The following is an 18,343-nucleotide window of genomic DNA, read 5'->3' as shown; positions in this document are numbered from 1 at the left end:
AAATGTGACTCAGATTCCCGGTTCCCGCATCCATAGGGAACAATGGAGGGTACGAGCCTCGCTGATTGTTGGCGGGGCGCACCGTTAGTCGAGGCGCAGAGCAATGCAGCGCAGATCTGGAGGGAGCAGAGGATGGCGGCCATGAAGCCCCGGACCGGGGACGGTCCCCTCGAAGCAACCAAAGAGGGACGAGGAATCGTCATGCGGGTTCCACTCGAGGGTGGCGGACGCCTCGTCGTCGAGCTGACCCCGGATGAAGCTGCAGCGCTCGGTGTGGAACTCACGAACGTCACCAGCTAGTCGGGTCCAGGTTGTAGCAGTACGAACAACAGCACGTGATTGCACGCAGGCTCCGTATCCGTTTCGGTACGGGGCCTGAAGTGTGTGCGCACCGCAGGTAGAAAGGACGGATCAATGCTTTCCGCCGTGATCGATCTTCTGTCCTGCCCGCAGTGCGCTGCCGAGTTGGAGTTGGTGGACGGCGCCGCCGAGTGCGACCGCGGACATCGATTCGATGTGGCTCGCCAGGGTTACGTGAGCCTGATCAGCGGCGGAGCCACGAAGTTCACCGGCGACAGTGCCGAGATGATCGCGGCGCGTGCACGACTGCTCGGCGCTGGCCATTTCGACCCACTGATGGATGCCGTCTCCCTGGCCTGCTCGACTACGGCTGGGTTGGATCCTGCGCGGATCGTCGAAATCGGTGCAGGCACAGGCCAATACCTTGCTCACGTGGTGGATTCGCTGCCCGATTCTCGCGCGATAGCCTTGGACGTGTCCAAGTTCGCGGCACGGCGAGCTGCTAAGGTCCACGAAAGAATCGGCTCGATCGTCGCAGACGTCTGGCAACCACTACCGATTCGCGACGGAGCGTTGTCTCACGTGCTCTGTGTGTTCGCTCCGCGCAACGGTCCGCAGTCTCATCGTGTTCTTGCCGATGACGGCGTTCTGGTGGTGTTGACGCCCACCGACAGGCATCTGCGCGAGCTGATCGACATCCTTGCGATGGTCCGGGTCGACGATCGCAAAGTAGAACGCCTCGAGTCGTCGATGGCCGGCTACTTCGACCGCGTGAGCAGCGACGAGGTCGAGTTCACGATGCCGTTGTCACACCAGGACATCCTCGACCTGGTGGGTATGGGACCGTCGGCGAGACACCTGACGCCCGCCGATCTTGCTGCCGCCGTGGCGAAGCTGCCGCAGCCGAGCACCGTCACCGCGTCGGCGACGATCTCGACCTACCGCAAAATCTGACCTGGATCAGCGTCTCGTGACGGCATCCGCGTAGACCTCGATCGTCTGTTTGGCGATTTCGGCCCAGGAGAACTCGTCGATCGCACGGATTCTGCCCGCACGACCCATCGCTTCGGCGCCTTCTCGGTCGGCGACAACGGCATTGACGGTGGCCGCGAGTGACTCCTCGAATGCGTTCGGCTCGTAGGCGTTGTAATGCACGAGTCGCCCGGTGACGCCGTCGGCGACCACCTCGGGGATACCGCCGACATCGGAAGCGACCACGGCGGTCTCGCATGCCATCGCCTCGAGATTGACGATCCCGAGGGGCTCGTACACCGAAGGGCAGACGAATACCGTTGCTGCCGAGAGTATTTCCCTAATCTGCTCGGTCGGGAGCATTTCGCGCACCCAGAAGACGTTGCCTCGATGCTTGGCCAGTTCGGCCACCGCCTTCTCCGTCTCGGCGGCGATCTCCGGTGTATCGGGAGCGCCGGCACACAGCACGAGTTGAATCTCCGGGTCGAAGTGGTGTGCCGCCGCGACGAGGTGACCAACTCCCTTCTGCCTGGTGATGCGTCCGACAAAGGCCACGATGGGTTCGGCTGGATCGACGCCGATCGACGCGAGCGCGGACGGCGCTCGCGTCGCAGATCCGCCGGGATGCCATACCGCGGTATCGATTCCGTTGCGCACCACGTGCACGCGGCTCGGATCGACAGCGGGATACGCGTCGAGGACGTCGAGTCGCATTCCGGAACTGACGGCGATGATCGCGTCTGCATGCTCGACGGCGTTGCGTTCGGACCACGACGAGATCCGATAGCCACCACCTAGCTGCTCGGCCTTCCACGGGCGTCTGGGCTCGAGTGAGTGGGCAGTGAGGATGTGCGGTACGTCGTAGAGTGCCGAGGCGAGATGCCCGGCCAGTCCGGTGTACCAGGTGTGGGAGTGGACGATGTCGACGCCTGCCGCTGCGTCCGCCATCCGCAGTTCAGCGGAGAGCGTAGTCAAGGCGGGGTTGGATCCGGCGAGTGCGGGGTCGGGAGAGTGGACGAACGCGCCTTCGCGCGGGGCGCCCATGCAGTGCACGTCGACCTCGCACAACCGCTTCATCTGAGCGACGAGCTCGGTTACGTGTACTCCTGCGCCGCCGTAGATCTCCGGCGGGTATTCCTTGGTCATCATCGCGACTCGCACGCGCTAAACCTAACCGCCCGTGGTCGATCCGGCTACCGATCGCGCTTTCCCCGCCCGTTCGGAGAGGGACACGATCGGACCTCTCGGGCTGCTTCGCTAGCGGGAGTTCACCAGTGCGGATAGGTTAGCGGTGTGAGAAGCCAGCCGCATGTGCTTGGAATCGTGCTCGCCGGGGGCGAGGGCAAACGCTTGTATCCGCTGACCGCGGACAGAGCGAAGCCCGCAGTGCCCTTCGGAGGTGCATATCGACTTATCGACTTCGTGTTGAGCAACCTTGTCAACGCGGGATATCTGCGTATTTGTGTGTTGACGCAATACAAGTCACATTCACTCGACCGCCACATTTCGCAGACGTGGCGGTTGTCCGGTTTCGCGGGTGAGTACATTACTCCGGTCCCGGCCCAGCAGCGGCTCGGGCCGCGCTGGTACACCGGCAGCGCCGACGCAATCCTGCAGTCGCTCAATCTCGTTTACGACGAGGACCCCGAGTACATCGTTGTTTTCGGTGCCGACCACGTGTACCGGATGGATCCGGAACAGATGGTGCAGCACCACATCGAATCCGGGGCAGGGGTGACGGTCGCGGGTATTCGCGTACCGCGAAGCGAGGCTTTTGCTTTCGGCTGCATCGACAGTGACGAGTCCGGACGCATCACCCAGTTCCTCGAGAAGCCAGCCCATCCTCCCGGGACACCGGACGACCCCAACTCGACGTTCGCGTCCATGGGTAACTATGTATTCACCACCAAGGTGCTCGTGGACGCCATCCGCGCGGATTCGGAGAACTCCGACTCCGACCACGACATGGGCGGCGACATCATTCCCGCCTTGGTCGCCGCGGGTGAGGCGTCGGTCTACGACTTCAAGGACAACGTCGTTCCCGGCGCCACCGATCGAGACCGCGGTTACTGGCGAGACGTCGGTACCCTCGACGCCTTCTACGACGCTCACATGGACCTCGTGTCCGTGCATCCCATCTTCAATCTCTACAACCGTCGCTGGCCCATCCGCGGCGCCACCGAGAACCTCGCACCTGCCAAGTTCGTGAAGGGCGGACTCGCCCAGGAATCGGTGGTCGGTGCGGGGTCGATCCTGTCCGCGGCAACGGTCCGCAATTCGGTACTCAGCTCCAACGTGATGATCGAGGACGGCGCGACCGTCGAGGGCAGCGTGCTGATGCCGGGCGTGCGCATCGGCAAGGGCGCCGTCGTACGGCGCGCGATTCTCGACAAGAACGTCGTGGTCGGTGACGGCGAAATCATCGGCGTCGACCTCGAACGTGACCGCGAACGGTTCGCCATCAGTCAGGGTGGCGTCGTCGCCATCGGGAAAGGCGTCTGGATCTAGAGCTTGCTCGCGCAGAGGAGGCCGTCGCCGAGGGGGAGGAGCACTCGAATGAGTCGCTCGTCCTCGGTCACGGCCTTCGCTGCTTCCCGGACCGCAACAGTCGTCGCATCGCGAGCGGAGCTGTCGGCAACACGGCCGTCGGCGAGGGCGTTGTGCAGAACGATGACACCGCCGGAGCGCAGCAGGCGGACACCTTCGCGGACGTAGTGCGGATGGTCGATCGCGGCGCAGTCGACGAACACCAGGTCGTAGCCGCCGTCGGCGAGACGGGGAAGGACGTCGAGAGCGCGTCCGTTGATCAGGCGAGTGCGTGCCGGAGCGATTCCACTTTCGCGGAAGGTCAGCTTGGCCGCCCGCTGGTGTTCGGGTTCGCTGTCGATCGTGGTCAGGACGCCGTCGTCGCGCATGCCGTGCAAAAGCCACAGGCTGCTCACGCCGGCTCCGGTGCCCACCTCGACGGCTGTCTTCGCGTCGAGCATTCTCGCGAACATGGCGAGCGTCGCGCCGACAGCGGGCGTCACCGGATGGGCTCCGAGATCCAGCGCTCGATCTCGCGCCGCGGTCAAAATCTCGTCCTCGGAAACTACGTCCTCGACGTGGCGGAGTATCTGTTCGGCGTGGGTCACGCTCATGAGGTTATCGGGCGGTTCGGATTGTCGCTGCAAGGCGCGCAGTCACCAGGATTCTCAGGAATCCCTCAGGCTCCTCATATGGCGTGCACACCGCGATGAGAAAAGGTGTATACATCGCCGGATCGAAGATCGCACGGCGGTATCGATTTTTACCAAGTTGGTCTTTCGCAGCTCGGTGATCGGGAACAAATCACAGCATCGGCTGGTTCTCCCGATTATCGCGCATCACGTGATTCGGACAACGCGGTGATCGAACTACGCGATCCCGAGCAGGAGGATCAACTTATTTACCAGGTCAACGACGAGCCTCGCCCTCGAGAGTCGGAAGTTTTGACGACGGAATCGGCTGTGGATTCCGAATTGATCGGCACAGCTGTGTTCGATGCAACTGGTGAGAAGTCCTCCATGCCGTCTTGGGACGAACTCGTGCGTCAGCACGGTGACCGGGTGTACCGCCTGGCCTACCGACTGTCAGGCGATGCCCAGGACGCCGAGGACTTGACTCAGGACACCTTCATCCGGGTGTTCCGCTCGCTCTCCGATTATCAGCCCGGAACGTTCGAGGGCTGGTTGCACCGCATCACCACAAACCTGTTCCTCGACATGGTTCGCCGACGCAACCGCATCCGTATGGAAGCGCTGCCCGAGGACTACGACCGCGTTCCCTCACCCGGTCCCGACCCCGAGCAGATCTACCACGACGCGCGCCTCGACGCAGGTCTGCAGGCCGCACTGGACTCACTTGCACCTGAATTTCGTGCCGCTGTTGTGCTCTGTGACATCGAAGGTCTGTCGTACGAGGAAATCGGTGCCACACTGGGGGTGAAGCTCGGAACGGTTCGTAGCCGTATCCATCGTGGGCGACAGGCGATTCGTGATCATCTGGCAGCGCAGCGCGCGGCCGAATCCGAACTCGTCGGTTTCTGACGGTCGGGTTCGAGCTGCAGAGCGGGACGTGGTCAATCACCTGGAGGGACGAATGACGGAGGCGCGGGCACATCGCCAGTTCGGTTCGACCGAACATCTGGCCAGCGAGGCAATCGCTGCCTACGTCGACGGAGAGCTCCGAATGCAGGCCTACCTGAGGGCCTCCCATCATATCTCGATTTGCGCCGAGTGCGCTGCAGCCGTCGATGCTCAGCAGCAGGCGCGTGGTGCGCTGCGTCGAAGCGGCGAGATGACGATGCCGTTGTCCCTGGTGGGACTTCTCAGCCAGATTCCCTCGTGCAACAGTCCGACTACCGGACCCAATTCGGAGAACGCCGACAGTTCTGTCGGTAATCAGCCCGCGGGCTTCTCCACCATCAGCAAGAGGTTGTCCCGTCGCTGGCGCAAATGACGCCGCGCGCCTGCTTCCTGGCGCGGATCAGTGATACTGGACGATGTGACTGACGGAAAAAGGGGGCACTCCGGAGTGAGTTCGGATTCTTCGGCAAACGGTTCGGTGGACAGACCGGCAGATGCGCCGGTACTCGACCCCCGCCCGGTGTACCGACCCCAGATCGATCCGGCCTCGCGCCAGGTGTTCGGTCGGCCGAGTGGAGTCGAAGGCTCGTTCACTCCGGTGGCCGCGCGATCGACCCCGTCCTCCGACGTCGTGGTCAGCGCTCCGGACCCGGTTCTGGCCGAAGCATTCGGTCGACCCGCAGACGCCACCGAGTCGATCGGCCGCGATCCGGAGGCGTCGGCGAACAACGCGTCCGAAGAAGAGCCGCCGAGCGATCCGTGGCGTGATCCGGAATCCGCGGTCTCTCTGGGCAATCCCGCAGAGTCCGAGGCGCCGGTGCAGTTGCAGCCCGCCCAGAAGCTCGATGTGCGTGAGGTGTTGTTCGGTCGCAAGGTCGCTCCCTCGGCGCTGGCCGCACTCGCAGGGATGGCACTCGTCATCGCGCTCGTCGGCGGCTTGTTAGCCACGGTCATCACTGCCGATCGCAGTTCACTCACCAGCTCACGCGTCACCCTCGTCCAATCCGGCGGCGGTGAACAACCGGAGTCGCAGGTGGCGAAGGTCGCCGACGCGGTGCTGCCTTCCGTGGTGTCGATTCAGGTTGCCGTCGGCGACCAGGGAAGTACCGGATCCGGCGTGGTCATCTCGGACAAGGGCTACATCGTCACCAACAACCACGTGATCTCCTCTGCCGTTCCACCCGCGCAGGACGCGAAGATCCAGGTGATCTTCTCCGACGGAACCAAGACCGACGCCCAGATCGTCGGCCGTGACGTCAAGACAGACCTCGCGGTGCTCAAGGTGTCGGCCAACAATCTGACGGTCGCTCAGCTCGGAAAATCCGAGGATGTTCAGGTGGGCGACGACGTTGTCGCCGTCGGCTCACCACTTGGGTTGAGCAAAACCGTCACTCGCGGAATCGTCAGTGCGCTGAATCGGCCTCTGCGGTTGTCGGGTGAAGGCACCGACACCAACGCCGTCATCGACGCCGTCCAGACCGACGCGGCGATCAATCACGGCAACTCCGGTGGTGCGCTCGTCGACGACGAAGCCCGCGTCATCGGTATCAACACGGCAATGCTCAGTGAGTCCGGTGGTTCGGTCGGGCTCGGCTTCGCGATCCCGATCGACACGGTCACCGAGGTGGCGCAGACCATCATCCGCGACGGCAAGGTCCATCACCCCGACATCGGCGTGAATGCCCGCACCGCAGTCAACGACGCGACCAGCGGCGCTGCCGTGGCCAACGTCCGCGACGGCAGCCCCGCTCAACGTGCGGGGATCGTCGAGGGTGACGTCATCGTCAAGGTCGGTGACCGGCCGGTGACAAGCGCTGACGAACTGGTGGTTGCGGTCAACGCGACGACCGTCGATCAGCCTGTCAACGTTCAGTTGATCCGCGACGGACGGCAGGTCGACATTTCGGTCACGCCGGTGTCGGACTGATCGGGCTCTGCGATCTTCCTGTGAGGTTGATCCGGACGTGCGCGCACCGAGCAAGCACACAGTAGGCTGACCCTGTGTTTGGCAACATCGGTTGGGGCGAGTTCATGATCCTCCTCGTAGCGGCTCTGGTCATCTTGGGACCTGAGCGGCTTCCTGGTGCGGTCTCCTGGGTCACGAAATCCCTGAGGCAGGTGCGCGAATATGCTTCGGGCGCTTCCAATCAGCTCAAGGAAGAACTGGGCACCGACTTCGAGGATCTGCGTAAACCACTCGCAGATCTGAACAAGCTGCGCGGAATGACGCCGCGCGCTGTGATCACCCAGCACCTCCTCGACGGTGACGACTCCATCTTCACGGGCAACTTCGACAAGAAGCCGCAGAGTGGCGTGCAGGAACCGAAGACGCTGTCGAAGGACAAGCCACTCACTGCCGGCGAACGTCCTCCCGTGGACTTCGACGCAACCTAGATTCGACAGACGAAAGGGCGCCTGCCACCGATCGGTGACAGGCGCCCTTTCGTATGAGGGGTTCTAGAGGTTGCGAACCGTGTTGATACCGAGCGACATTCCGGCCAGCCCGCGCTGACGGACGGCCAACTTGTCGGCGATGTCCTTGAGTGCGATGGCGGCGGGTGAGTCGGGGGCGCTGAGGACGATCGGTGTCCCGGCGTCGCCTGCCTCACGGACGGACGGATCCAGCGGGATCTGTCCGAGAAGCGGAACCTTGGCGCCGACGGCCTTCGTGAGGCGATCGGAGACCGTCTGCCCGCCGCCTTCACCGAAGATGTCCATACGAGTGCCGTCGGGAAGTTCGAGCCACGACATGTTCTCGACAACGCCCGCCACACGTTGACGGGTCTGCAGGGCGATGGCGCCCGCGCGCTCGGCGACCTCTGCGGCAGCCTGCTGCGGTGTGGTGACGACCAGGATCTCTGCGCTCGGGATGAGCTGAGCCACTGAGATGGCGATGTCACCGGTGCCGGGCGGCAGATCGAGCAGCAGCACGTCCAGATCGCCCCAGAACACGTCGGCGAGGAATTGCTGGAGCGCCCGGTGCAGCATCGGTCCGCGCCAGACGACGGGAGTGTTGCCCTGGGTGAACTGCGCGATGGAGATCATCTTCACGTCGTGGGCGACGGGCGGCATGATCATGCGCTCGACCTGAGTCGGCTTGGCGTCGGTGCCGAGCATGCGTGGGATCGAGTGGCCGTAGATATCCGCGTCGAGCACACCCACGGACAGTCCGCGCGCGGCCATGGCCGCCGCGAGATTGACTGTCACACTGGACTTTCCGACGCCACCCTTGCCGGAGGCAACGGCGTAGACGCGGGTGAGTGAACCCGGCTGGGCGAAGGGGATGACCGGCTCGGCGGAATCGCCGCGAAGCGACTTGCGGAGCTCGGTTCGTTGAGCATCGTCCATGACGTCGAGTTCGACGCGGATCGCGCCGACTCCGGCGACATCGGCGACGGCCTTGGTGACGCGTTCGGTGATCTCGGTGCGCATCGGGCAACCGGCGGTCGTGAGATAGATGCCGATGTCGACGCTGTTGTCACTGGAGAGAGTGATCCCCTTGACCATCCCCAGTTCGGTGATGGGTTTGCGGATCTCTGGGTCCAGAACTCGCGCGAGCGCTGAGCGAACGTCGGACTCGGTCAGTACAGACATGACTCCATGGTAAGTCCAGGTAGGTCAGTGGATGCGCGGCAGGTCCGATGCGGCGGGGACGATGCCGGTCGAGTACCCGAGCGACCAGGCCAGAACGTTGGCGACGTAGGCCGCGGAGTTGTTGTAGCGGTGGATCGCGGACGCGACCTGGGTGACGTCCTGCATGTTCAGTCCGCCGTCGCACAGGTACTTGCCGGTGGTCAGTGCGGAGTCGAAGAGGTTCTGCGGGTCGGCGATTCCGTCACCGTTGCCGTCGCCGGCGTACTGGTTCCAGGTGGACGGGATGAACTGCATCGGGCCGACTGCACGGTCGTAGACGGTGTCGCCGTCGAGGGCGCCGCCGTCGGTGTCCATGATGACGGCCTGACCGGGCAGGCTGCCGTTGAGCGGCAGACCGATCACGGGCTTGTAGAGGTTGCCGTTCGCGTCGGCGTCCTTACCGTCGTTGGCGTGACCGGATTCGACGCGACCGATACCGGCGAGGAGCGTCCAGTGCATGTTGCAGTTGGGCTTTTCGACGGCGAGGATCCGCTCGGCGTTCTGGTACGCGGCGACGCTAACGCTCGGGATTCCGAGTGCGCCCTCGGCCATGGAGGCGGGGAGCGGGGGAGTCGCTTGCACGGGAGCCAACGGCGCGGGCTCCGGCGCTGCGGCGGGAGCGGGCTCGGCGATAGCTTCGACAGCGGGCAGGATCTGCGCCTGCGGTTCCTGCGTGGCCTGCGCAGCGTCGACCGTCTCGGCGGAGCTGGTGTTGAAGAACGGGACCTTGGGAGCGGCGCCGGCCGTGTTGGCTGCGGTGACGAGTCCGATAGGGATGAGTCCGGTGAGCGCGATGACCGAATTTCGACGGATGTGCGAATCTGTCTTCTTGCTGTGCCGACCCACTGTGTATGCCTCCTGAACCTCCGTGAGGAGGTTTTCCGTTCAACTGACGGAGTCGAGGCTACCTGATTTGTTGCGTTTCCGTTATTCAACCGTGATCTAGAAGGGCAGTTTGGGGCATATGCACTGTTCTTTCGTGATTTTTTGGTTACAGAGCGGGCATGCCGGGCAGGCCCGGGAAGAACGGCACGAATGCCGGCGCAGGGGCCGGAGCGGGCTCCGGTGCGGGAGCCGGTGCCGGTGCAGGCTCCGGCGAGGAGGCGGCGGGCGGCGAGGATTCCGCGGGCGCGGCATCGGCGGTTGAGGGTGCCGTGGCGGCCACAGCCATGCCTGGGACAGTGCACGGCAGAAGGATGCCGTCCTGCAAGGCATCGAGGGCTGCGGGGTCCGGAAGGATCACGCACATATCGTCGGGCCAGCGCCATCCCTCGGCCGTCAGAATCGGCCAGACGAGACCCCGTGAGGTCAGGACGGGGAGCGGGATGATCGGACCGGGAGCTGCGTTCCGGGCGGCGTCGGGTCCGGGAGTCGGGCTGTTCGGCACTACGCCCGGCGGGATCAGTGCCTGGATCTCGGGTGAGAGCGCAGGCATGTCCGGCAGGCCCGGGAAGAGGGGAGTGGTGGTCGGGGTTGCCGACGTCGACGCTGATTCCTTGTCGCCGGCCGCCGGATCGGTAGCCGCAGCAGCGGCGAGTACGGCCGAAGCGGCGGAATCTGCAGAGGCGGCGGCGTTGATCGCCGAGCTGCCGGTGTTGATGCCCGAGGTGTACGGCAGCTGACCGGAAGGAATGACGCCGTTCTTGTAGGCCGTCGACCACATGATCACGTTTGCCGCGTACGCGGCCGAGTTGTTGTATCGCAGAACAGCTTTGGTCTCCTGGGCGACATCGCGCAGGTTGAGTCCGCCGCTGCAGAGGTACTTCGCTGCCGACAGTGCCGCATCGAAGACGTTGTTGGGGTCCTTGATTCCGTCCCCGTTACCGTCGCTGGCATATCCGGCCCAGGTGGCCGGAATGAACTGCATCGGTCCGACGGCGCGGTCGTGAGTGGGGTCGCTGTCGATCGCGCCCTTGTCGGTGTCTCGAATGACTTCGTTGCCTGCCAGCCGTCCGTCGAGGACGGGGCCGAGGATCGGGGTCACCGTTGTTCCCACCGATGTCGTCTTGCCGCCGTTGGCGTGACCGGATTCGATGCGGCCGATGCCGGCCAGAAGATGCCAAGGGATGCCGCATCCCGGCGCCTCGGTCATCATCACCAGCTCCGCGGAGCGGTACGCGTTCAGGACGATCTCGGGGATACCCAGAGAAGTGAGGACGACAGCCGCGGCGTTAGGCGCTGTCGGGGCGCCGGCGACCGTATCGCTGGGCGGGGCAGATCTTTGCGTTCGGACCGTGCGGGGCGTCGGGAGGAAGTCGACAGAGTCCGGCTGCGCAATCGAGGCGGCGCCCGCCAGCGCGATGGGAACCTGTGACCCTCCGGTCGGTGCACTTCCGGCAGTGAGGGCCGCTGGACCTGTTACGACGAGCAGTCCCCCCACCAGTGTGGATGCTGCAATCATTCCGCGTACTCGCACGATTCCCCTTTGCTGGCACTCCCGCTCCGGAGTACCCACCGTGATATCCATATTGCTGTGACTTACGTTACATATCGGTCACGGTGCGTGCAGCAAAACTCAGCGAACGCTCAGCTAGTTGTGACTTTGTTTCGCAGTATTCGAGTCACGGTGCTTCTTCTTCGGGGAAGGCTCGCCGTCGGCAGCAAGGATCGACTTGATCTCTTCGAGTTCCCGTCGCAGGTAATCACGGGTGGCAACCTCGCCGACGGCGATGCGCAGAGCTGCGAGTTCACGGGCAAGGAATTCGGTATCCGCCTTGGTTTGCTCGGCGCGCGAGCGATCCTCCTCGAGCGAGACCCGGTCGCGATTCTCCTGACGGTTCTGTGCCAGGAGGATCAGCGGCGCCGCGTAGGCGGCCTGGGTGGAGAAGGCCAGGTTGAGCAGGATGAACGGGTACGGGTCCCACTGCAGAGCCACCGCGAAGACGTTGATCAGGATCCAGACGATCACGATGATCGTCTGGATTGCGAGATATCGCCCGGTTCCGAGGAAGCGGGCGATGCGTTCGCTGACGCGTCCGACAGCTTCGACGTCGAAATCGAGATTGAACCGGCGGCTTCCGCGAGGCGTTTCCAGTCGTTGCCGTGCGGTCGTGCTCGACGCCCGTTCGCTCATCGGAGTAGTTCCTCGTCGTCGGAGTAATCCTCACGCCAGTCTTCCGGCAGGAGGTGATCGAGCACGTCGTCGACCGTCACGGCCCCGATCAGGTGGTTCTCGTCGTCCACGACCGGCCCGCACACCAAGTTGTAGGTCGCGAAATATCGGGTGACCGACGCCAGCGAGTCGTCGGGGGCCAACCGGGGCATGTCGGTGTCGAGCAGTCCTCCCACCAGGCTGGCGGGAGGCTCGCGCAGAAGTTTCTGCAAGTGGACGCAGCCGAGATAACGTCCGGTCGGAGTCGCGGTCGGCGGACGCACGACGAAGACCATGCTCGACAGGGCCGGGGTGACGTCGTAGTTGCGGGCGCGGGCAAGAGCCTCGGCGACGGTCGTCGAGGCCGTCAGTACCACCGGTTCAGGCGTCATCAGACCGCCGGCGGTATCCGGGGAATGTTCGAGCAGGCGTCGAACAGGCTCGGAATCCTGCGGGTCCATCAACTGCAGTAATGATTCGGCTTCGGTCTCGGGCAGCTCGCCCAGCAGGTCGGCGGCGTCGTCGGGATCCATTGCCTCGAGTAGATCGGCGGCACGTTCGACTTCCAGGTGCATCAGCAAATCGGTCTGATCGTCCGCAGGCAGTTCCTGGACGACGTCGGCGAGGCGTTCGTCGTCGAGTGCCACGGCCAGTTCGTGGCGGCGCTTCTCCGGCAGTTCGCGCATGGCGTTGGCCACGTCGGCGGGTCGCATCCCTTCGTACTGCAGAAGAAGGTGAGCGACGCCCTGGCCGGGGAGCGAGAGGTCGCTCTGGGTGAGGCCGGCGACGTGCTGCCAGTCGACGACGTGAATCGCCGCGCGTCGACCGAGGCGTCCTCGATGGCCGCGAACTGCGACCTTCGAGACGACCCAGTCGCGGGTTCGCGTCGATTCGATCCCGAGGTCGACGACTATTGTGTCGGCGCCGTGAAGCTCTTCGAGTTCCGGGTCGTCCACGCGCACATGCGAATCGAGTACCTGCGCCAGAGCGAGAACCTCGCCCGGACGCTGGTTGAAGCGCCGCAGACTGACGTTGCCCGTGGTCAGGGTGACCGCACTCGGCTCGATAGCCGTTACTCGCAACATGGGGACGAAAATGCGTTTGCGCGTGAACATTTCGATCACCAGGCCGAGAACTCGCGGTTGCTGGCGTCCGATGCGGACCGTGATGACGACGTCGCGCACACGACCTATCGATTCGCCGTCCGGGCCGAGTACAACCAGGCCGGCAAGCCTGGCTGCAAATACCTTGCCTGCTGCTGCCATGATTGCAAGGCTAATTCGTCCAGCGTCAAAATCTGCAACGGCGCCACCGAAAATCGAGAAGGGCAGTCCGCACATGACTTCACGCAACCGTTCCCGTCGATCGGTATTGGCAGTTCCCGGCAGCAGTCGGAAGATGATCGACAAGGCGAAGGGATTGCCTGCCGACGAGATCTTCCTCGACCTCGAAGACGCAGTGGCGCCGCTGGCGAAGCAGGTTGCTCGCGAGTCGATCGGCGACGCGTTGGCCGAGGACGGGTGGGGCAAACAGGTCAAGGTCGTCCGGGTCAACGACTGGACCACTGAATGGACGTATGCCGACGTCGTGGAGGTAGTGGGCCGCGCCGGAGCCCATCTCGACGCCATTCTGCTGCCTAAGGTTCCCGACGCGAGTCACGTGCAGGCGCTCGATTTGTTGTTGACGCAGGTGGAGAAAGCCAATGGTCTCGAGGTCGGCAGAATCGGAATCGAACCGCAGATCGAGAACGCGATCGGATTGACCAACATCGACGCGATCGCCACCGCGAGCCCTCGTGTCGAAGCGCTCGTGTTCGGTCCGGCCGATTTCATGGCGAGCCTGAACATGCGAACTCTGGTCGTCGGCGAGCAACCGGACGGCTACGACCGCGGTGATGCTTATCACCACATTCTGATGACCATCTTGATGGCCGCACGGGCACACGGAGTCCAGGCGATCGACGGGCCGTACCTGCAGATCCGCGACGTCGAGGCCTTCACTCGTTCGGCGGCGCGAACGGCAGCGCTCGGCTTCGACGGTAAATGGGTACTGCATCCCACACAGATCGAGGCGGCCAACGAGGTGTTCAGTCCGCGCCAATCCGATTACGACCGTGCGGAACTCATCCTGGACGCGTACGCATTCCACACCTCGGCCGCCGGGGGAGGGCGGGGTGCCGTCATGCTCGGCGACGAGATGATCGACGAGGCGAGTCGCAAGATGGCACTGGTGATTTCGGCCAAGGGGCGTGCCGCGGGGATGACGCGCACATCGGAATTCACGCCACCCGAACACGCCTGACGCTCGCATAGCCGAACGAATCAGGTCTGTAAAGGGCACAATAGGGGTAGATGTACTTTGCGTCATCCGCGTGGATGACGTGCCCGAAAAGAGGAGCGCAGCCAGCCATGTCCAATCCGCTCGGTCAATCGTCGAATGGGTCGCGCCGTGGAGCGTTGCCGACACCGCCTTCGGGATGGCCCATCGGGTCGTACCCCACCTACGCCGAGGCGCAGCGCGCAGTCGATTACCTCTCCGATCAAGAATTTCCGGTTCAGGACGTCACGATCGTCGGCGTGAACCTGATGCAGGTCGAGCGAGTCCTCGGTCGGTTGACGTGGGCCAAGGTGATCGGTGGCGGCATCGTCTCCGGTGCTTGGCTCGGTGTGTTCTTCGGCCTGGTGCTCGGAATCGTCACCGGTGGATTCCTCGCCCCGCTGATCGCGGGCATCGTGGGCGGCATCATCTTCGGCGTCATCTCGACGACCATCCCGTACGCCGCGACGCGTGGGCAGCGGGACTTCGCCTCCACGATGCAGTTGGTCGCCGGACGCTACGACGTACTGTGTGAGCCCAAGACGGCGGAGTCGGCACGCGACCTTCTTGCCAAGCTCGCCATCTGACATTCTTGCTCGGGCTGCCAACTTGTGTGATCTCGGTTACTTTATGTACACGCGGGCGAGGTAATACTCACTTTCCCGTGACCGTTTGCCGGACAAGGAAATAGGTCCCTTCTCCGGCAAAAGTGCCGATGTGCGGTGCGTCGGCCAGCCGTAACGACTGCGCCGTCTCGCCGCCCGAGGAGGACGGCTGTGCAGAACAAGAGATACAGGGTGGGCCTGCTCGGCGCGGCAACGTTGTTGTTGGCGCCCTTGCTCAGCGCGTGTGGATCAGACAATGACGACGGCGTGGTGCTGTCCTTCTACACCGCCGCCGACGGCGCCGAGCAGTATGCGGAGGCAGCCGCCAATTGTTCGGTGGCTTCGAACGGTGCATACCGGGTCGAGCAGAAAACTCTGCCCAAGGGCGCTGACGACCAGCGACTTCAGTTGGCCCGGCGTCTGACCGGCAATGACAAGTCACTCGATCTGATGACGCTCGACGTGGTGTGGACTGCCGAATTCGCCGAAGCCGGTTGGGCATTGCCGCTACCCGCTGACGTCGCGGCCGAGGTGAGCGACGGGACTCTCGAGGGCCCGCTGGAGTCGGCGAAATGGCAGGACCAGCTCTACGCGGCGCCGCTGAACACCAACACCCAATTGCTCTGGTATCGAAAGGATTTGATGCCGGACGGCCAGCCGCCCCAAACCTGGGATCAGATGATCGACATCTCCGAAGGTCTGGCTGCGGATGGACGACCCAGCTGGATCGGCGTGCAGGGCAAGCAGTACGAAGGATTGATGGTCTGGTTCAACACGCTTCTCGCCAGTGCGGGCGGATCGGTGGTGGGGCCGGACGGGACCACGGTGACGGTCGCCGACGGTGATGCTGCCCAGCAGGCGCTGACCGTCATGAAGCGCGTGGCCACCGCGAAGGGGGCGGATCCCTCGATTTCGCAGGGGGACGAAGCGTCGTCGCGCCTGGGCATGGAGAGCGGTAAGTCCGCCTTCCAAGTCAATTGGCCGTTCGTGCTTCCCGGCATCATGGAGAACGCCGAGAAGGGCGATCTTCCGTATATCGACGACAAGGGCAATGTCACCAGCCAGAACACCGGAAATACGGTGCTGACGGTGAACGGTGAACGGAATTTCCTTGCCGCTCCTTATCCTTCGGTGATCGAGGGCAAACCGGCGGAGGTCACGATCGGCGGCTTCAACGTCGCGGTGGCCAAGACCAGTCAGCATCCGGACCTCGCTTTCGAAGCGCTCACATGCCTGCGTAACGAGGAGAATCAGCGCAACAACGCCGTCGCCGGTGGCGTCCCGCCGACGCTCGAGAGCCTGTACGACGACCCGGCGTTCCAGGAGGCGTACCCGGCATGGCGTGAGGTTCGCGAGAGCCTGGACACCGCGTCGGTCCGGCCGGTTTCTCCTGCCTATCAGAGTATTTCGACACTCATCACTGCCACGCTCAACCCTGTGGGAAACATCGATCCGGAATCGACCGTGAACGATCTGGCCGAGCAGGTACGCAAGGCAGTCAATTCGGAGGGGCTGATTCCGTGACGATCGACAGCGAAAACTCCGGAGCTGCAACGGCAGTCGCCGACCCCTCGCCGGAGCCGAAGCACTCCAAGAAGTCGAAGATGTCGGACGGAAAGGCGGCGGAGCGTCGACTCGGCCTGTGGTTGGTGGCGCCGGCCGCGATACTCATGATCGCAGTGACCGCGTATCCGGTGGTCTACGCCGTGTGGTTGAGTTTGCAGCGCTACGACCTGCGCTTCCCGGATCAACGAAAGTTCGTGTGGTTCGACAATTACGTATCGGTGCTTACCGACGGCTACTGGTGGCAGGCGTTTGCCGTGACGACGTCGATCACCGTCATCTCGGTCATCATCGAGTTCGTCCTAGGCCTGACCATCGCGCTGGTGATGCACCGGACGATCGTGGGTAAAGGCCTCGTCCGCACTGTGGTGCTCATCCCGTACGGCATCGTCACCGTCGCTGCGGCGTACAGCTGGTACTACGCGTGGACGCCCGGAACCGGCTACCTCGCCAACCTCCTGCCCGACGGCAGTGCGCCACTCACCGACCAGATCCCGTCGCTCGCGATCATCGTTCTTGCCGAGGTGTGGAAGACGACGCCGTTCATGGCGCTGCTCCTGCTCGCCGGGTTGGCTTTGGTTCCGGACGACCTCCTCAAGGCGGCTCAGGTCGACGGCGCCGGTGCGTGGACTCGCTTGGTGCGCATCATCCTTCCGCTGATGAAACCCGCCATCCTCGTCGCGCTGCTGTTCCGCACACTCGATGCCTTCCGTATCTTCGACAACATCTACGTGCTGACAAAGGGGGCGAACGATACCGGCTCGGTGTCGATCCTGGGGTACGACAACCTGTTCAAGGCATTCAACCTGGGCATCGGATCGGCGATCAGTGTGCTGATCTTCGTGTGTGTGGCTCTGATCGCGTTCGTCTTCATCAAACTCTTCGGTGCCTCGGCTCCCGGATCCGATACGGAAGGACGCTGACATGACCGTGACTCCCAGACTCAAGATCAGCTGGTCCGTCGTCAACCTTCTGGTCTTGCTGTACGCGTTGGTTCCCGTCCTGTGGATTGCCAGCCTGTCCTTCAAACCTGCCGGAACCATCAAGGACGGCAAGTTCATTCCGGAGAAGTGGACCCTGGACAACTACCGAGGAATCTTCGACACCAGCGCCTTCACCAGTGCACTGATCAACTCCATCGGCATCGGACTCATCTCGACGGTCATCGCCGTGGTGATCGGAACGATGGCGGCGTACGCCATTGCCCGCCTGGATTTCCCGGGCAAGAAGCTGCTGGTGGGCGTTGCGCTGCTGATCGCGATGTTCCCGCAGATTTCGTTGGTGAGCCCGCTGTTCGACATCGAACGACGGCTCGGACTCTTCGACACCTGGGCTGGACTCATCTTGCCGTACATCACCTTTGCGTTGCCGTTGGCGATCTACACGCTCTCGGCGTTCTTCAAAGAGATTCCTTGGGAACTCGAGAAGGCGGCGCAGATGGACGGCGCGACGCCGGGTCAGGCGTTCCGGAAGGTGGTGGCTCCACTGGCCGCGCCCGGCATCGTCACCGCGGGGATCCTGGTGTTCATCTTCTGCTGGAACGACCTGTTGTTCGCGATTTCGCTGACGTCGACCGAACGTTCCATCACCGCCCCGGCGGCCATCGCGAACTTCACCGGCGCTTCACAATTCGAGGAGCCCACCGGGTCCATCGCCGCGGCCGCCATGGTCATCACCATTCCGATCATCATCTTTGTTCTGTTCTTCCAACGTCGTATCGTGGCCGGGCTTACTTCCGGCGCAGTGAAGGGATAAGC

General features: G+C 63.5%; 19 protein-coding genes. 12 read left to right on the top strand and 7 right to left on the bottom strand.

What is annotated here, in order from left to right; genetic code table 11:
- Nucleotides 1-132: 132 nt before the first annotated feature.
- Complete coding sequence (locus R4P65_RS28880; protein WP_003945169.1) at nucleotides 133-300, top strand: DUF3117 domain-containing protein; 168 nt, start codon at nucleotides 133-135, stop codon at nucleotides 298-300.
- A gap of 114 nt (nucleotides 301-414) precedes the next feature.
- Nucleotides 415-1,254, top strand: a complete 840-nt coding sequence (locus tag R4P65_RS28875) for a putative RNA methyltransferase (protein ID WP_317829045.1) — start codon at nucleotides 415-417, stop codon at nucleotides 1,252-1,254.
- Nucleotides 1,255-1,260: 6 nt separating this feature from the next.
- Here R4P65_RS28875 and glgA read toward each other — a convergent pair whose 3' ends face one another.
- Entirely contained in the window at nucleotides 1,261-2,433 is a 1,173-nt protein-coding gene (glgA, locus tag R4P65_RS28870; protein WP_317829044.1) for a glycogen synthase, read from the bottom strand.
- Nucleotides 2,434-2,565: 132 nt separating this feature from the next.
- On the opposite strand from glgA, the gene glgC reads away from it, so the two are divergent.
- On the top strand, nucleotides 2,566-3,780 hold the full coding sequence (gene glgC / locus R4P65_RS28865) for a glucose-1-phosphate adenylyltransferase (protein WP_230817397.1): 1,215 nt from the start codon (nucleotides 2,566-2,568) through the stop codon (nucleotides 3,778-3,780).
- Here the strand turns inward: glgC and R4P65_RS28860 are convergent.
- Nucleotides 3,777-4,412, bottom strand: a complete 636-nt coding sequence (locus R4P65_RS28860; protein WP_007736091.1) for an O-methyltransferase — start codon at nucleotides 4,410-4,412, stop codon at nucleotides 3,777-3,779. The genes glgC and R4P65_RS28860 overlap by 4 nt on opposite strands.
- Before the next feature lie 330 nt (nucleotides 4,413-4,742).
- Here R4P65_RS28860 and sigE point away from each other — a divergent pair, with 330 nt between their 5' ends.
- The 4 genes from sigE (at nucleotide 4,743) to tatB (ending at nucleotide 7,772) form a co-directional block, all read left to right on the top strand.
- The gene (sigE, locus tag R4P65_RS28855; RefSeq protein WP_029255812.1) at nucleotides 4,743-5,339 is read left to right on the top strand and encodes an RNA polymerase sigma factor SigE; all 597 of its coding nucleotides are present in this window, start codon (nucleotides 4,743-4,745) and stop codon (nucleotides 5,337-5,339) included.
- A gap of 52 nt (nucleotides 5,340-5,391) precedes the next feature.
- The gene (locus R4P65_RS28850) at nucleotides 5,392-5,751 is read left to right on the top strand and encodes a hypothetical protein (RefSeq protein ID WP_003945180.1); all 360 of its coding nucleotides are present in this window, start codon (nucleotides 5,392-5,394) and stop codon (nucleotides 5,749-5,751) included.
- Between the two features lie 75 nt (nucleotides 5,752-5,826).
- Complete coding sequence (locus R4P65_RS28845; protein ID WP_317829043.1) at nucleotides 5,827-7,305, top strand: S1C family serine protease; 1,479 nt, start codon at nucleotides 5,827-5,829, stop codon at nucleotides 7,303-7,305.
- A 74-nt stretch (nucleotides 7,306-7,379) separates the two neighbouring features.
- Complete coding sequence (gene tatB / locus R4P65_RS28840) at nucleotides 7,380-7,772, top strand: Sec-independent protein translocase protein TatB (protein ID WP_003945177.1); 393 nt, start codon at nucleotides 7,380-7,382, stop codon at nucleotides 7,770-7,772.
- Between the two features lie 63 nt (nucleotides 7,773-7,835).
- On the opposite strand, the gene R4P65_RS28835 is transcribed toward tatB, so the two are convergent.
- The 5 genes from R4P65_RS28835 to R4P65_RS28815 all read right to left on the bottom strand — a co-directional run bounded on the left by R4P65_RS28835 (nucleotide 7,836) and on the right by R4P65_RS28815 (nucleotide 13,367).
- Nucleotides 7,836-8,972 (bottom strand): Mrp/NBP35 family ATP-binding protein, encoded by a 1,137-nt coding sequence (locus R4P65_RS28835; protein ID WP_230817399.1) that lies wholly within the window; start codon nucleotides 8,970-8,972, stop codon nucleotides 7,836-7,838.
- Between the two features lie 24 nt (nucleotides 8,973-8,996).
- Entirely contained in the window at nucleotides 8,997-9,857 is an 861-nt protein-coding gene (locus tag R4P65_RS28830; protein WP_230817400.1) for a lytic transglycosylase domain-containing protein, read from the bottom strand.
- 145 nt (nucleotides 9,858-10,002) lie between these two features.
- Nucleotides 10,003-11,466, bottom strand: a complete 1,464-nt coding sequence (locus R4P65_RS28825) for a lytic transglycosylase domain-containing protein (RefSeq protein WP_317829042.1) — start codon at nucleotides 11,464-11,466, stop codon at nucleotides 10,003-10,005.
- Nucleotides 11,467-11,541: 75 nt separating this feature from the next.
- Complete coding sequence (locus tag R4P65_RS28820) at nucleotides 11,542-12,084, bottom strand: DUF1003 domain-containing protein (RefSeq protein WP_230817402.1); 543 nt, start codon at nucleotides 12,082-12,084, stop codon at nucleotides 11,542-11,544.
- A complete protein-coding gene (locus R4P65_RS28815; RefSeq protein WP_230817403.1) occupies nucleotides 12,081-13,367 on the bottom strand; it encodes a magnesium transporter MgtE N-terminal domain-containing protein in 1,287 nt (428 codons plus the stop codon). Before R4P65_RS28815 ends, R4P65_RS28820 begins: the two co-directional genes overlap by 4 nt.
- A 73-nt stretch (nucleotides 13,368-13,440) precedes the next feature.
- Between R4P65_RS28815 and R4P65_RS28810 the strand changes: the two genes are divergently transcribed.
- From R4P65_RS28810 to R4P65_RS28790, 5 genes are all read left to right on the top strand, one after another.
- Nucleotides 13,441-14,403: a CoA ester lyase gene (locus tag R4P65_RS28810; protein WP_317829041.1), complete on the top strand. Its 963-nt coding sequence runs from the start codon at nucleotides 13,441-13,443 to the stop codon at nucleotides 14,401-14,403.
- 107 nt (nucleotides 14,404-14,510) lie between these two features.
- Complete coding sequence (locus tag R4P65_RS28805; protein ID WP_003945065.1) at nucleotides 14,511-15,005, top strand: general stress protein; 495 nt, start codon at nucleotides 14,511-14,513, stop codon at nucleotides 15,003-15,005.
- Between the two features lie 189 nt (nucleotides 15,006-15,194).
- Nucleotides 15,195-16,547 (top strand): ABC transporter substrate-binding protein, encoded by a 1,353-nt coding sequence (locus R4P65_RS28800; protein ID WP_317829040.1) that lies wholly within the window; start codon nucleotides 15,195-15,197, stop codon nucleotides 16,545-16,547.
- Between the two features lie 80 nt (nucleotides 16,548-16,627).
- A complete protein-coding gene (locus R4P65_RS28795) occupies nucleotides 16,628-17,509 on the top strand; it encodes a carbohydrate ABC transporter permease (protein ID WP_230817475.1) in 882 nt (293 codons plus the stop codon).
- Nucleotide 17,510: 1 nt separating this feature from the next.
- On the top strand, nucleotides 17,511-18,341 hold the full coding sequence (locus R4P65_RS28790) for a carbohydrate ABC transporter permease (protein ID WP_019749348.1): 831 nt from the start codon (nucleotides 17,511-17,513) through the stop codon (nucleotides 18,339-18,341).
- The last annotated feature ends 2 nt before the right edge of the window (nucleotides 18,342-18,343 follow it).

This window comes from Rhodococcus sp. IEGM 1318, from assembly GCF_033142465.1.
Lineage (GTDB): Bacteria > Actinomycetota > Actinomycetes > Mycobacteriales > Mycobacteriaceae > Rhodococcus_F > Rhodococcus_F qingshengii_B.
The sequence above is the reverse complement of the archived record's forward strand: the minus strand, read 5'-3'. Positions and strand labels throughout refer to the sequence as shown.

Bases quoted from the DNA above. Each gene is read 5' to 3' on its own strand.
- R4P65_RS28880 (WP_003945169.1), top strand. From the start codon at position 133: ATGGCGGCCATGAAGCCCCGGACCGGGGACGGTCCCCTCGAAGCAACC.
- R4P65_RS28875 (WP_317829045.1), top strand. From the start codon at position 415: ATGCTTTCCGCCGTGATCGATCTTCTGTCCTGCCCGCAGTGCGCTGCC.
- R4P65_RS28860 (WP_007736091.1), bottom strand. From the start codon at position 4,412: ATGAGCGTGACCCACGCCGAACAGATACTCCGCCACGTCGAGGACGTA.
- R4P65_RS28850 (WP_003945180.1), top strand. From the start codon at position 5,392: ATGACGGAGGCGCGGGCACATCGCCAGTTCGGTTCGACCGAACATCTG.
- R4P65_RS28835 (WP_230817399.1), bottom strand. From the start codon at position 8,972: ATGTCTGTACTGACCGAGTCCGACGTTCGCTCAGCGCTCGCGCGAGTT.
- R4P65_RS28820 (WP_230817402.1), bottom strand. From the start codon at position 12,084: ATGAGCGAACGGGCGTCGAGCACGACCGCACGGCAACGACTGGAAACG.
- R4P65_RS28815 (WP_230817403.1), bottom strand. From the start codon at position 13,367: ATGGCAGCAGCAGGCAAGGTATTTGCAGCCAGGCTTGCCGGCCTGGTT.
- R4P65_RS28810 (WP_317829041.1), top strand. From the start codon at position 13,441: ATGACTTCACGCAACCGTTCCCGTCGATCGGTATTGGCAGTTCCCGGC.
- R4P65_RS28805 (WP_003945065.1), top strand. From the start codon at position 14,511: ATGTCCAATCCGCTCGGTCAATCGTCGAATGGGTCGCGCCGTGGAGCG.
- R4P65_RS28795 (WP_230817475.1), top strand. From the start codon at position 16,628: ATGTCGGACGGAAAGGCGGCGGAGCGTCGACTCGGCCTGTGGTTGGTG.
- R4P65_RS28790 (WP_019749348.1), top strand. From the start codon at position 17,511: ATGACCGTGACTCCCAGACTCAAGATCAGCTGGTCCGTCGTCAACCTT.